Raw genomic sequence first — 14,030 nt, 5'->3', positions numbered from 1 at the left:
CCTCAGTCTCCGGCATCCACCAGCGATTCCAGGAAGTCCATGGTCAGGGCCTCGTCGGCCAACCCGGCTAAAAGTCGGGATTCCCGCTTGGCTTCGGCTCGGATTGCGGCCAACGACGTATCAGGCACCCAGAGTGCAATGCGGCGCAACCCCAGCGACTGCATGCGCAGGCGCAAACGCCGCGACCGATCACGGCGCAGCAACCGGACGGCAGCCTTGAACGGCTGGGACGATGGACAGGCGTTTCTCATAAAAAAGCCATAGCCACTTGGACGCGGGTGGGCAAGAGGGAAACCCTGTCTTGCCTCGCCCCGGCCAACCATTATATCAAGCGAATCGCCGCCGAAACAGGTGCGGCGAAATCCCGACCAAGGAGGATGCCGGGACGTCTGTCCCGGCCCATGCCATATGCAGCATCCCCATGCCCAAAATCCCGGCCACCCCGGCGGCGGCCATCCCCTGGGGCACCCCGGCGGCCACCCCCAGACAGCCGGTCCGGCCGGCGCGCCACCGCTTCGCCTCATCGCCTGGGAAGTCACCCGGGCCTGCAATCTGGCCTGTAAACACTGCCGGGCCGAAGCCTGCCTCGATCCATGGCCCGGCGAATTCGATACCAAAGACGCCAAGGCGCTCATTGACACCTTCCCGGAAACCGGCAGCCCCATCATCATTTTCACCGGCGGCGAACCGCTCCTGCGTCCGGATATCTTCGAGCTGGTGCGCCATGCCCGAAGCCATGATCTGCGCTGCGTCATGGCCCCCAACGGCACGCTGATTACCCCGGAAAACGCCCGGGAGATCAAAGCCAGCGGGATTGCCCGCTGCTCCATCTCCATCGACGCCCCCACAGCCGCCGACCACGACGATTTTCGGGGCGTGCCCGGGGCCTTTGAAGGAGCCCTTCGCGGCATCGAATACTTGAAATCGGCCGGGATGGAGTTTCAGATCAATACCACGGTCACCCGGCACAACATGGGGAATTTCAAAGAGATATTCAAGCTGGCCGAAAAGCTCGGGGCCGCTGCCTGGCATATCTTTCTGCTGGTGCCCACCGGCCGGGCCGCCCAGCTTGGGGCCGAGATCATAACGGCCAAGGAATACGAGGAAGTGCTCAACTGGTTTTACGACTTCCGCAAAACCACCAACATGCACTTAAAAGCCACCTGCGCCCCGCATTATTACCGGATCATGCGCCAGCGGGCCAAAGCCGAGGGCGTGGCCGTGACCCCGGACACCTTCGGCATGGACGCCATGACGCGCGGGTGCCTGGGCGGCACGGGTTTTTGCTTTATTTCGGCCATTGGCCAGGTGCAGCCCTGCGGCTATCTTGATCTCGACTGCGGCCAGGTGCGTGAAAAGCCCTTCCCGGAAATCTGGCGCACCTCGCGGCAATTCCTGCAATTTCGCAATAAGGATGATTACGAAGGCAAATGCGGCGTGTGCCAGTACCACCGCGTTTGCGGCGGCTGCCGGGCCAGGGCGCAGACGATGTCGGGCAACTACATGGCCCCGGAACCGCTGTGCGACTATACCCCGCCCAAGGCTGCATCAGACGCGGACGCGTAGCGAAGCGGGCAGCGGGGAAGGAAAGCCTGCGACGGGCTGGGAGAGGACTCCCACCCGTTGCAGGACTTTTTTTTGCAGCATCCCCCGCGCCGCATCATGTGCGTTTTGACCTGCGCCACCAAACTCCCGCGCCGAGAAGCCCCCACAGCCCTGCCCCGGCCACGGACCAGCCCCTGCCCCAGGTCACGGTTGGCGCGATGTAGGATGTCGTCTCCGGGGCCAGGGTCAGGCGCACCGGCATGATGAGCCAGGCGAGCACCGCTCCCGGGCCGGGTTCGGCCGAGGGCACGGCCCGGGAGGCGCGCACGCTGTCGTCACCGCCGGCCGGGCGGCGGACGGCGGTGACGACGGCGGCGTCGTCGAACACGCAGGTGTCGCCAAACGGATCAATGACGACCTTGAGCCAGTGGCGGGCCGGGTCGTAGCCCTGGCAGGGGAGCGGGCGCAGGGACAGGTCGGCACCGAGCAGGCGGACGTCGCCGTCGGTGGTGACGAGCAGTCCGGCGGCTTGCCGGCCGGGGTCTTCCTGAACCTGGACATGGGCCGTCCGCGTTCCGGCCGGCAGTGGGACGGGCTCGGCCAGGGGCTGGTCGTAGAGCCGGCGCAGGCGAAACAGCGATCCGGCGGCGTCGGTGAGAAACCAGCCAGCGTCCCAGGGCTTGAGGATGGTGTCGCGGCCGTAGGCGGCCTGAACCGGAAAGACAAAGCCGGCTACAGCCAGGGCGGCGTTGACGGCCCGGGTCATGGTCGTATCCGGGGCGTTGTGGTCGGCGTTTATGAATTCGAGGTTGCCGCGCAGCCGGAAGCGGTCTTCGGGAAAGACGAGGTTGACCCGGTCGGGACGTGCATCGAGGAGGGCATAAAGCCCCGTGTCCAGGCGGGCCGCGCCCACGTCGGCCGGCCGGATGCCGAGGATGAGCCGGCCCTGGCGCAGGCCGTCGGCATCAAAGGTCCGGCCCTGTATGGTCAGGGGCAGCAATCCTCGGACGCGGAGGCTTTCGGCGTACTGGAAGGGCAGGGCGTTCTCAAAGGCCTCGCGGCTCATGGCCTGGCCGTTGGCGCTCCGGTGGATCAGGCCATGCTCCAGGCTGGCGGTTGCCGCCGCCGGCAGGACGGCCTCCTGCCAGGGGGGCAGGTACTCGCGAAAGACGAAGTCATTGGCGACCGGACTGAAAAGGACAATGGTGCGCACGACGCGCAGGTCGAGGATGGCGTCGAGACCGAGCGGCACCCAGATGGCGGCCAGCAGGCCGGTGAGCGCCAACAGCGCCCCGCGGGCGAGGGCAACGGACATGCGAGCCGCCTTATTGGTTTTTGCCGGTGTGGCGTTGGCGCGACACGGCCTGGAAAGGAATGACGGCCAGGGCGGCCAGGATGCCCGAGGCAAGGGCTGCGGCACCGGGATGACCCCAGGCTCCGGGCGCGGCCGGGACCAGGAAAACGGCCGCCGCCATGGCCGTGACGAGCAGCAGATGCACGCGGCCGCCGGTGGACGGCTCGAACAGGATACAGGTTGCGCCGAGATAGGCGGCCAGTCCGGCCGCTTCCCAGGGGATCAGGGTGGCAAGTTGGGCCGTGGCGATCTCCAGGGGAAACCGGCTCAGGGCGCAGACAAACACCACCCCGGCGTCGAACAGCCCCAACAGCGCGGTCAGGCCCAGACCCAGGCCCAGGGCGCAGCTCAGGGCCCGTTCCATGGACACCGGCAGATGCAGCGTCAGGCGCAGGCGATTGCCCCGGGTTTCGGGCAGATGCTGGGCGCAGGCCAGGGCCAGCCCGCCGGCCCAGGGCAGATGGCGCAACACGTCAAAGGACGTGTTGCCAAGCACCGCCGCCTGGTACCATACGGATTCCGGGTGTACCCCGGCAAAGGCCGCCCGCAAGGCCACCACGGCCCAGGCTCCGGCGGCCAGATGGGCCACGGCCAGGGCCGCAAACACCCTTCGGACTTTGAGCCATTCCTTCCAGAAAAGCGCCGCAAGCATTTTCAATACCGTCCCGTATAGCCCACGAAGGCGTCTTCCAGGCTCATGGGCTCGGGGCAAAGACCGGCCGGCGACCAGCCTCCCGCCGCCAGGGACTGGGCCACCCGGGCCTCGTCCTCGAAGCTGAAAATCTCGAAGCGGTCCCCGGCGGCCCGTTCGACATTGTGGATCACCCCGCCTGCGGCCGGTGCCTCCCGCCCCAGGCACGGCAGGGAGTAGCAGCGAAAGCGTTGCCGGAATTCGGCCAACCCGAGCCGTCTGGCCTCGCCTCCGGTCCGCAGCAGCACCAGATCGTCCGCCAGCCGCTCCATGTCCTCGATGACATGGGAGGTGAGAAAGACCGTGCGTCGTCCTTCCCGAGTGAAATCAGCCAGATAGTCCACGAATAGCCGGCGGTAGCCGGCGTCAAGGCCCATGGCGTAATCGTCGAGGATGAGCAGATCCGGTTCCTGGGCAAACAGCAGGCCGAGCACGACCTGCGACCGCTGCCCTTCGGACATATGGCGGATGCGGTGGTGGCCCGGCAGTCCCAGGCGGACCATGAGGTCGCGAAACCGCTCCGGATTCCAGCCGGCGTAGAACCGGGCGTAGAATCGTTCAATCTGGTCGATAGTCATGAAATCGTAGGCCAGATGCCCTTCGAAAAGCAGTCCCACGCGGCTTTTGGCGTGTGGCGACAGGTTGTGGGACGGTTCGCCAAAGACCAGACAGCTCCCGGCGGCCGGCCGCAAAAATCCCATGAGGATATTGATCAGCGTGGTCTTGCCTACCCCGTTTTTGCCGAGCAGGCCCACCACCTTGCCGCGGGCCACGTCGAGATCCAGCCCCTGGTGGATGATCCGGCCGTCGTAGCTGTGTCGCAAGCCGCGAATCTCGATGACGTTTTCCTGTACGGCAGATTTCATTGTTGATCTCGATAATCAACTTCAATTGAGGTGTCAAGGCCTGTCCCCGGCACCAGGGCAAGACCACCTTGTCAGCGTGTCCCGGGCATGGAATAGAGGATCTCTTGGGCTGTGGGGCAACGGTTGCGGGCGGGCCGGAACCAGGGCCGGCAGCTGGATGGGCTTGCGAACAGGAGGGACCATGCGGCGCGCGAACAGAACCGGACGGCAGGGAAGATACGGGTATGGGCAGGGCTGGCGACAGGCGGGGATTCGGTTTTTCCGGGCAGCCCTGTGGGCGCTGTGCCTGACGCTGGCTGCGGGGTGGGTCCAGGCCGGTCCGGCCGCTGGAAGCGAACAGTGCCCGAGCGGCCCGGCGGCCTCCTTTACGCCGTCCAGCCCCGGCACGGCCGGGACGTTCCTGCTCTTTTCCGACGTGCACCTGAATCCCTTTGCCGCGCCGGCCCTGGTCCCGGCTTTGGTTGCGGCCCCGGTCGAAGGCTGGCGCGACATCCTGGCCAAGGGGCCGGCCGGCTTTTCGCCCTACGGCCAGGACACCAACAATGCACTTTTCCAGTCATTTCTGGACGCCATGGTTGCGGCCTCGCCCAAGCCGGATTTCATCCTTTTCCCCGGCGATCTGCTGTGCCACCACTTTTGGGCGCTCTATCCCAAGCTGAGCGGAGACGCCTCCCAGGCCGGGCTGGAGGCCTTTATCCAAAAGACCGTGGAGTATTTTTTTAGCGAGGTCAGCCGACGCTTTCCCGGTGTCCCGGTCTATGTGGCCCTTGGCAACAACGACAGCACGGAAGGCGACTACCGCATCCAGCCGGCCAGCCCCTATCTGGCCGCAACGGCCCAGACACTGGCCCGGATGCTGCCGACCGAAGCCTCCCGCTCGGATTTTCTGAGCACCTATTCCCACTACGGCTGTTATGCCGTGACCCTGCCCGAGGCCGGCGGGGTGCGGCTGGTGGTTGTTAACGACATCTTCTGGTCGGTGAAATACCCCGACGCCGGCCTGGGCGAGCCGGTGGCGGCCTTTTTGGAGCGCGAATTGACAGCCTCCCGCGCCCGTGGCGAGAAAGTCTGGCTCATGACCCACATCCCCCTTGGCGACGACACCTTTAAAAGCGCGCACAAATCAAGCGGCCAGGGAACCCCCCGTTTCGAGCCGCTCCTGGTTGAAAGCCAGAACAACACCTTCGCCCGGTTGGTGATGGAATTCGCACCGACCATTACGGCCGCGTTTGCCGGCCATGTCCACCGCGATGATTTCCGGTCGTTCTCCGACGCAGCCGGCAAACCGGTTGGCGGCATGCGTCTGGCCCCGTCGATTTCGCCGGTGACGGGCAACAATCCCGGCTTCCAGGTGTACGCCTATGACCGGGAAGGACCGGCCATCCTGGACGAGACGACGTATTCTCTCAATCTGGCCGCGCCGGCCGGGGGCTGGCGGCAGGAATACGTCTATTCGGCGACCTACGGCCGGGGGCTGCGCGGGCCGGCCGACTGGCAGGCGACCTACCGCGATCTGGGAACCTGCCCTCCTCGCCGTTTGGCCTATGGCACGAACTACGATCTGGGCAGCGCGCATGTCGACGACGTGACCGAGACGACATTCCCGACCTACTGGCGGGCCATGGCCGCCCCGACCAAATCGGTCTGGGAGGTCTGGAGCGCCCCGGTGGAGTTGGTGCGGTAGCGCAGAGCGCCGCTGTGTTGCGATTGACGGGGATGGGCCACGCTTGTATGGGCGTGTTGTGCTCGTGTGCGTAGAATGATCGGCCGGCAACGGTTGTGCCTGACCGCAACCGTTGCCGGCCGCGCTCTTGTCCAGGCCGACGGCGCGCACTTTGCGTTCGTAACCGTTTTTTTGGCGCGCCCGACGCAACGCACGTGGTCGCGTCGGCATCTTCCCTGGCTGGTTTTGCGGCCTGGCCGTCGCGAGACGCCATCTTTTTTTGGAGAACTCCCTTGCAGCACGCTTTTTTTTCGACCCGGACCCTGGCGCCGAGCTTTGGCCCCATTGACGCCGACGTGTCGGCGCGTATCGACGTATTGCGCATTGTCCTTATCGCGCTGATTGTTATTTGCCACGGCGGCCGGTTCCTCGGCTCCGTCATCCCCTTTGCCGGGCCGGGCGTGGCCTTTGCCCTGACGGCCTTTAATCGCGGGCTGGCCTGTCTGGCCGTGCCGCTGTTTTTTTGCATCTCCGGCTATCTGCTGCTGCGCAAACTGGAATTGACACCGGCCGGCTATGTCGGGCTCTTGCGCAAAAAGCTTGTGGCCATCGGCGTGCCGTTTCTGCTCTTTAACGGCATTTGGATTGTGTGGCTGCTCACGGTCGGCAGCATCGAGCAGTTCGGTTCCCGGGGATTTTTATTGCAAAGCGGCATTGTGGCCAAGCTGTTCGGCTTCGGGACCACGCCGATGAATTACCCGCTGTGGTTTTTGCGCGATCTGTTGACAATTTTCGCCATGACTCCGCTGTTCCTCTTTCTGTTTTGGCGCTTGCCAACGCTTGGGCTGCTTGGGCTGCTGGCCGTGTGGTTTGCGGTCAGTCCGGCGAACGAATACGGCCTGGGCGGCTTTGCTTTTTGCTTTTATCTGGGCGGCTGGCTGGCCCGCAGCCGCATTGATCTGGCCCAGACGGCCGGCTGGGACCGCTGGGTGCTGCCGCTCTTTGTGGCGGGCACCGTGCTGGTCGGTCTGGCCCCGCAGTTGGACCTTGGCCCTAACACCTATGCGGCCATGAAAAAGGGCTATCAGATCCTGGGGATGGCGGCCCTGTGGTGCCTGAGCCGCCAGGGTTGGATCAAAAACAGTGGCCTGTTGCACCGGTTGGCCACGTTCAGTTTCTTCATCTTTTTGACCCACGAGCCCACGGTGTCGGTGGTGCAGTCGCGGCTGTTGGCGTTGTGGCAGCCGGCCGGCGGCGCGGCCCAGTTGGTGGCTTTTTTCGTGCCGGGTCTGGTGTCCATCACTGGTTTGTACTGGCTTGGCCGGGGGCTGGCGCGGTTTACGCCCCGGCTCTACGCGGTGGCCACAGGCGCGCCGCTGCGCTTGTCCCGGCCGGCGGGCGCTCCCGCTCGCACTCCCGCCGCATAACGCCCCCCATTCTCGCCGCTGCAACGCAAAAAAGCCGGGAGGACATCCGTCCTCCCGGCTTTTGCAATCTCTCGCGACCAACCCGTTTCTCCTGGCTCCCCACCAACCAATTAGCCAGTCTACTCCCGCAACCCCTTAAAAAACTTCTCCCTTTCAGGGGGTCCGGGGGGGATGTTCCCCCCCGGCCGCCGCCTCTTCTGCCTTCTCTTCTCGTCTCATCTCCCTCTCACCCTTCACCCCTTGCCGTGGCCTCGCAGATCGTCGAACTGGCGGCGGATGGCTTCCAGGCGGGCGCGGTAGCCTTCGGCGTCGCCGTATTCGAGGAAGAAACGGTAGCGGGAGTGCACGGCCTTGGGGGTGCGGGCATGGCGGATGGGGCACCAGTATTGTTCGGTGCGCGCGGCCACTTCGCGCACGAAACCGAGCAGGCCGTTGAAATAGCCGCAATAGACGCAGCTCAGTTTTTCCATCCAGTTGAGATACGACAACGCGTGGCGGTCGATGACGATATAGTCACTGCGCCGCACTTTGGGGATGCCGTAGATAGGAAAGCAGATGAACTGATAAAAAGTGATGCAGATGTCCATGAACAGGGCCGGTATGACGGCTCCCCAGATGATGGGCATGCTCAGCGTCCTGATGAATCCGGATTCACGGACGTACACCGACCATTTTGTGGCCAACAGTTTGTGCTGCTGCTTCACGTCTTCGGTAAAACGGACTTTTTTACGCTCAATGGTGTAGCGAACTTCGGCCCCAACCCGTTCGAATTCCTCGGCCAATTCCTTTTCCAACGCTTCCATGCGGCCAATAATGTCGTCGATTTTACTCAAAATGCCCTCGTATGGAGTTGGAAAGAATGAAGAAGAGAAAAAAGAATGCCTCCGGCGGCCGGGAGGGACTCAGCCCCTCCCGGACCCTCCCGAAAGGGGGGGCGAGGGGACAAGAGCATGTGCCTTGAAGCGATTGAGCGCGTTCGCGTGCGATTGCGCTGGTTTTCCTGTCTGCGGCCGCCCACTTTGCCAGCCATAACCCCCTGAAAAAACTTCTTCTATCAAGGGGGTCCGGGGGGGATTATCCCCCCCGGCCGCCGGAGGCTTCTTCGTCTTTTCAGACAATCAACCGCACTTGGTATAGCCGCAGTTTTTGCAGGCGTGGCAACCTTCTTCAAAGACGAGTTCCGAGCCGCAGTCCGGGCATTGGGGGTGGCCGAGTGTGCCGGTGTCGTCGCGCACGGTTCTGCCTTGCAGGTAGCGGTTTTCCAGCACCCAGGACACGGCGTCGGGGATGGAGAGGAGCAGGCCCTTTTTCTGGAACACCGGGTTTTCGCCGCCGATGCCTTTGAGCTGGCCCACAATGTCGTCCACGCTGACCCCGGAGCGCAGGGCCAGGGAGACCAGCCGGCCGATGGCTTCGGCCTTGGCGGTGACCGAACGGCCGGATTTGCCGATGGTGGCGAAGACCTCGAAGGGCTTGCCGTCGATCTCGTTGACGGTGAGGTAGAGTTCGCCCATGCCGGTTTTGACCTTCTGGGTGAAGCCGAAAACGATATCCGGGCGGGTGCGCACTTTGCTTGGCGCTTTGATGGCCGGATCGGCTGGCGCGCCGTCGCCGGTGCACAGCACCTGATTGGCCTTGCAGCCGTCGCGGTAGACGGTGACGCCCTTGCAGCCCAGTTCGTAGGCCAGCCAATAAATGCCCCGGATGTCTTCCTGGGTGGCGCTGCCGGGCAGATTGACGGTTTTGGACACGGCGTTGTCGGTATATTTCTGGAAGGCGGCCTGCATCTTGAGGTGCCAGACCGGTTCGATGTCCATGGCGGTGACAAAGACGTCGCGCAGGCTTTCGGGCAAAAGGCCGATATGGGCGATGGAGCCTTTGCGGGTGACCTCTTCCATGAGCGCGTCGGAGTAGGCTCCGGCCGCTTTGAGGGCGGCCACGAAATGGGGGTTGGCTTCCACGAGCTTCTCGCCGTCCATGACATGGCGGGCAAAGGACAGGGCGAACAGCGGTTCGACGCCCGACGAGCAGCCGGCGATGATCGACAGGGTGCCGGTCGGGGCGATGGTCGTTGTGGTGGCGTTTCGATAGGGGCCGAGGTTGCGTTTGCCGTAGATGGAATCGGGATAGGCCGGGAAGGGGCCGCGTTCGGCGGCCAGGGCCTTGGAGGCGGACCGGGCCTCGGCCTGGATGGTTTCCATGAGCTTTTCGGCCAGGGCCAGGCCCTCGGTGCTGTCGTAGGGGACGCTAAGCAGATAGAGCAGATCGGCAAAGCCCATGACGCCCAGGCCGATTTTGCGGTTGGCGTGGACCATTTCGGTGATCTGCTCGAAGGGATAGCGCGAGGCGTCGATGACGTTATCGAGGAAGCGCACGGCCAGATGCACGGTTTCGGTGAGGGCCTTCCAGTCCACGCCGTCCTTGGCCTTTTCGTCGTAAAACACGGATAAATTGATGGAACCGAGGTTGCAGGCTTCAAACGGAAGCAGCGGTTGTTCGCCGCATGGATTTGTGGACTCGATATCCCCCAGGGCCGGGGTGGGGTTGTCGCGGTTGATGCGGTCGAGAAAAACGATGCCGGGATCGCCGGATTCCCAGGCCTTGCGCACGAGCAGGGCAAAGACCTCGCTGGCCGAGAGACGGCTGCGCACCAAGCCGTCGCGGGGATCGATCAGGTCGTAATCCTCGCCTTTTTCCACGGCCTGCATGAAGCGTTCGGTCAGGGCCACCGAGATGTTGAAATTTTGCAGTTCGTTTTCGCGTTCCTTGCAGGAAATAAAGTCCAAAATGTCGGGATGATCCACGCGCAGGATGCCCATGTTGGCCCCGCGCCTTGTGCCGCCCTGTTTGACCTGCTCGGTTGCGGTATTAAAAATCCGCATAAAGGACACCGGCCCGGAGGCCACGCCGCCGGTCGAGCCGACGCGGCTTTTTTTGGGGCGCAGCCGCGAAAAGGAAAAGCCCGTGCCGCCGCCGGATTTGTGGATAAGCGCGGCGAATTTCACGGCGTCGAAAATCTCGTCCATGGAATCGCCGACCGGCAGCACGAAGCAGGCGGCCAATTGTCCCAGCGGCGTGCCGGCGTTCATCAGCGTCGGGGAATTGGGCAGAAAGCGCATGCCGACCATGAGGTCGTAGAATTTGCGGGCCAGGGCTTCGGGTTTCCAGGTGGAATCAGGGTAGTTGGCCTCTTGGGCGGCAATGGCTGCTGCCACGCGCCAAAAAAGTCCCCGGACGTCTTCTTCGGGCGAGCCGTCGGGATTTTTTTTGAGGTAGCGCTTGGACAGGACCACCATGGCGTTGTCGTTGACAAGGGCCTCGGGCAGGTCGGCGGGCAGGGGCAGGTTGGTCATGGGGCTTGGTTCCTAAGCGTTTTCGATTGCAGAAAAAAGTGTGGCCGCCTGGGGGGCGGCTTTCAAACAATGCAACTATATCAGGCTATTGGAAATTCTATCCAAAGCCGGAAGCGGTTGATTCCCAGCCTGGGAACCTACACCACTTCGGCTCGGATTGCCACCACCATGGCGGGGTTCGTCGGTCAGCTTAGATGCGGCAGGGGGCCGGGCTGGTGCAAGGTGAAGGTGTTTTTTCCTGCTTTTTTGGAAGCATACAGCGCCGTGTCGGCGAAACAGACGACTTCGTCCAGGGAGGCGGAATCCATGGGCCAGACCGCACCGCCGATGCTGCACCCCACCCGGACGGTGTGGTCACCCACCGGTATGGGCAGGTTCACGGACTTGATGATGCGGGCGGCGGATGCCACCAGTGCGTCGGCCGCTTGCCCGGCATCGACTTGCAGGATCAGACCGAATTCGTCGCCGCCCAGCCGGTAAGCGACGTCGCCCTGGCGCAGACAGCCTTTGAGGCGGATGGCCACGGCCTGCAGCACCAGATCGCCGACCGGATGGCCCAGGGTGTCGTTGACGGGCTTAAAGCCGTCCAGATCGAGATAGAGCACCCCCACGGCCTGGGATTTTCTGGGGGCGTGGCTGGTGATGGCCTCGACGTCTTTCTGGAACGCCGCCCGGTTGGGCAGGGAGGTTAAGCGGTCGGCAAAGGCCATGACTTCCATCTGCTCTTTTTCGCGGGTGGTTTGGGTCAGATTGGCGATGAGATTACGCAGGGCCGTGGTCAGGATTTCAATGTCAGGGATGCCGATGTAGGGCGGAATGTTGGAAAGCTTGCCGGCGAGCAGTTGCCGCGAGGCGGCGACGATGTTTTGCAGGGGCCGGGTCAGATGGTGGGATACCGCCACGCCAACGGCGATGGCCGACAAAGAGACCAGCACGCCGATGAGCAGGATGGTTTTTTGCAGCTCGTGGATTTTGCGAAATGCGACGGCCGCCGGCTGTCTGGCCAGCACGGTCCAGCCCAGGCCTGGATATTCGAGGTAGCCGCCGCCGTAGGCTGCGCCGGTCAGATATTCCGCGCCGTCGGGCCACAAAAGCGTCTGATGCTGCGCCGTCTGGCCTTTGGCCGCTGCGATGAGGGGCAGGGCAAGCGGTTGCCCGATCAAACCCGTGGGGCCAAGAAGAACCAGCCCGTCGGCCGAAACGATGAACACTTCGATCCCGGCTTTCTCATAGAGGGGCGAAAAATAGATCTGCTCGATTTCGCGCACCCATTGCCAGCTCAGGTGGGCGGCCAGCACGCCTATGAACTGCTCGTGGGCGTCGAAGAGGGGCGAACTGAGATCGACGAACTTCATGGGTTCGCCGCTGGGGTTGGGCAGGAGCTTGGCCAGCAGCACGGCGTCGTGGACATCGCCCACGAAGGGCTTCTCCCGGGCCTGGGAAAAGACCGGACGTTTGGAAAGATCCTGGCCGACCAGCACCCGGCCTGTGGCGGCCAGGACCAGGCCTTGGGCATCGGTGAAACCGATCCAGGAAAACGACGGGATGGCCCGGGTCAGATCGTCGATGGCCGTTTGCACGGCTTCGATGTTGCCCTCGAAGTTGAAGGTATTGAGCTTTTTAAAGACGTCCAATTCCCGCGAACGCGCCCACATATCCTTGTCCAGGCGGTCGCTGAGCTGCAAAGCGGTTTCGGCCAGGGAGTTCCCGACTTCCGTGCTGATCTGCCGGCTGGCGTCGCGCTGGACGAAATAAAGCAGCAGGCCGGTATTGACCAACAGGACAACGACCAGGGTCAGGGCGAACCGGGTGGCGATGGGCAATTTGAGCGTCATAACAACTCCAGGCCGGGGCAACGCTGCGACCGGACCAGCGTTCCTGATGGTAGAATAAAAAGGGATGAAATGCACCCCCCTGAAGCAGTGGCAAGGGGAGAGCGCGGCGACGCAAAAGGGTGGCGCGAGCAACAGATGCAGAAGGCACGCCAGAGTCCAAGAATGTCGCGGCCGGAGCCGGCCGGTGCTTCGCAGCCGTTGCTCCCGGGCCGGGCCTCGGCTACTGTGGGCCTATGCAAAGAGCCGGCTTTTCCTTTCTGATCTGTCCTGACCCGGAGATCATCCGGGAACGTGTGGAGCGCCTCTTGGCCGATGCCGGCCAGCCGTTTGCCCGGGAAGTGTTCTGGGGCGACGAGGAGCTTGGCGCGCCGTTTTGGAGCGCGCTGACCGTGGCCAGCCTGTTTGCCGGCCGCCGGGCCGTAGTGGTGCGCCGGGCCGAGGCTTTGCCCCCGGAATTTTGGCCCAAACTGGCTTCGGCGCTCAAAGGCTTTAACGACTCGGTCTGGCCGTTTTTCTGCCTGGAAGGCCCCTTTGATCGCAAAGGCGGGCCGAAACTGCCCAAGGGGCTGGCCGAGCAGCCGTATTTCAAGGTGGCGGAAAAACGCAAATGGGTGTTCGTCTCGCCGGGCCTGACCCGTCGGGATATGGGGCCGCGCCTGGCCGACTGGGCCGCCCGGCGCGGGCTGGTGCTTGGGCCGGGGGTGGCCGAGGCCCTGGCCGCCGCCTTGCCGGGGCAGCTCGCCCATGCCGACAACGAACTGGCCAAGCTGGAACTGTCCCTGGGGCATCGCACCAGCCTGGAACTGGCCGATTTGAGCCTGTTGTCCCACCACGAGGGCATGGACGGCTTTGCCTTTCTCGATGCCCTAGCCGGCGGGCGCGAGCCGACCCTGGTGTGGCGCGAAATTTTTGACAAGGAACTGGCCGGCGAGGAGATGATTTTCCCCTTTCTTGGCCTGCTGTTGTACGAGGCCCGGATGATGTGGCGGCTGGCCGTGGGCGAGGCCGACGACGTGCGCCTGCCGTCCCAGGTGCGCCAGAAAAAGGAGGCCATGGCCCGCCGGCTGGGTGCGGCCGGCCTGACCCGGATCTTTGAGGCGGCCTTTGCAGCCGAGGCCGGCATCAAAACCGGGGCGCGAAAGCCGGATCAGGCCATGGAATTTCTCACGGCCGAGTTGTACCGGCTTTTTGGCGGCCCAATGCGGGTTCCCGGCCGGGTTTCGCCATGACCCTGCCGATTTTTCCCCGATTTTTGCCCCGAACCTGCCCGGTCTGCGCAATTTGCCGGCTCAAACG

11 protein-coding genes are annotated in these 14,030 nt (G+C 63.7%); 4 read left to right on the top strand and 7 right to left on the bottom strand.

The genetic code is table 11. The features are described from left to right. Positions 1 to 2 precede the first annotated feature (2 nt). Positions 3 to 251, bottom strand: a complete 249-nt coding sequence (locus tag GTA51_RS08970; protein ID WP_160960418.1) for an antitoxin MazE-like protein — start codon at positions 249 to 251, stop codon at positions 3 to 5. Between the two features lie 157 nt (positions 252 to 408). On the opposite strand from GTA51_RS08970, the gene ahbD reads away from it, so the two are divergent. Next, positions 409 to 1,566 (top strand): heme b synthase, encoded by a 1,158-nt coding sequence (gene ahbD / locus GTA51_RS08965; protein ID WP_160960417.1) that lies wholly within the window; start codon positions 409 to 411, stop codon positions 1,564 to 1,566. A 94-nt stretch (positions 1,567 to 1,660) separates the two neighbouring features. Here ahbD and GTA51_RS08960 read toward each other — a convergent pair whose 3' ends face one another. The 3 genes from GTA51_RS08960 to GTA51_RS08950 are packed head-to-tail and all read right to left on the bottom strand — an operon-like array spanning position 1,661 to position 4,456. Beyond that, entirely contained in the window at positions 1,661 to 2,860 is a 1,200-nt protein-coding gene (locus GTA51_RS08960; RefSeq protein WP_160960415.1) for a DUF4857 domain-containing protein, read from the bottom strand. A gap of 10 nt (positions 2,861 to 2,870) precedes the next feature. Then, on the bottom strand, positions 2,871 to 3,551 hold the full coding sequence (locus tag GTA51_RS08955) for a hypothetical protein (protein ID WP_160960414.1): 681 nt from the start codon (positions 3,549 to 3,551) through the stop codon (positions 2,871 to 2,873). Between the two features lie 2 nt (positions 3,552 to 3,553). Then, positions 3,554 to 4,456, bottom strand: coding sequence for an ABC transporter ATP-binding protein (locus tag GTA51_RS08950; RefSeq protein ID WP_160960412.1), 903 nt, complete (start codon positions 4,454 to 4,456; stop codon positions 3,554 to 3,556). Between the two features lie 181 nt (positions 4,457 to 4,637). Here GTA51_RS08950 and GTA51_RS08945 point away from each other — a divergent pair, with 181 nt between their 5' ends. Further along, the gene (locus GTA51_RS08945) at positions 4,638 to 6,140 is read left to right on the top strand and encodes a metallophosphoesterase (protein ID WP_246198059.1); all 1,503 of its coding nucleotides are present in this window, start codon (positions 4,638 to 4,640) and stop codon (positions 6,138 to 6,140) included. Between the two features lie 272 nt (positions 6,141 to 6,412). Continuing rightward, positions 6,413 to 7,546, top strand: coding sequence for an acyltransferase family protein (locus tag GTA51_RS08940; RefSeq protein WP_160960409.1), 1,134 nt, complete (start codon positions 6,413 to 6,415; stop codon positions 7,544 to 7,546). Between the two features lie 233 nt (positions 7,547 to 7,779). On the opposite strand, the gene GTA51_RS08935 is transcribed toward GTA51_RS08940, so the two are convergent. The 3 genes from GTA51_RS08935 to GTA51_RS08925 all read right to left on the bottom strand — a co-directional run bounded on the left by GTA51_RS08935 (position 7,780) and on the right by GTA51_RS08925 (position 12,734). Then, complete coding sequence (locus GTA51_RS08935; RefSeq protein WP_160960407.1) at positions 7,780 to 8,379, bottom strand: hypothetical protein; 600 nt, start codon at positions 8,377 to 8,379, stop codon at positions 7,780 to 7,782. 285 nt (positions 8,380 to 8,664) lie between these two features. Continuing rightward, positions 8,665 to 10,899 (bottom strand): vitamin B12-dependent ribonucleotide reductase, encoded by a 2,235-nt coding sequence (locus tag GTA51_RS08930; RefSeq protein WP_160960406.1) that lies wholly within the window; start codon positions 10,897 to 10,899, stop codon positions 8,665 to 8,667. Positions 10,900 to 11,084: 185 nt separating this feature from the next. Continuing rightward, positions 11,085 to 12,734 carry a sensor domain-containing diguanylate cyclase gene (locus GTA51_RS08925; protein ID WP_160960404.1) on the bottom strand — a complete coding sequence of 550 codons (1,650 nt, stop codon included), beginning with the start codon at positions 12,732 to 12,734 and terminating at the stop codon, positions 11,085 to 11,087. 233 nt (positions 12,735 to 12,967) lie between these two features. Between GTA51_RS08925 and GTA51_RS08920 the strand changes: the two genes are divergently transcribed. Beyond that, on the top strand, positions 12,968 to 13,963 hold the full coding sequence (locus GTA51_RS08920) for a DNA polymerase III subunit delta (protein WP_160960397.1): 996 nt from the start codon (positions 12,968 to 12,970) through the stop codon (positions 13,961 to 13,963). Positions 13,964 to 14,030: the final 67 nt, after the last annotated feature.

It is taken from the genome of Solidesulfovibrio aerotolerans (assembly GCF_009856865.1).
Lineage (GTDB): Bacteria > Desulfobacterota > Desulfovibrionia > Desulfovibrionales > Desulfovibrionaceae > Solidesulfovibrio > Solidesulfovibrio aerotolerans.
The sequence above is the reverse complement of the archived record's forward strand: the minus strand, read 5'-3'. Positions and strand labels throughout refer to the sequence as shown.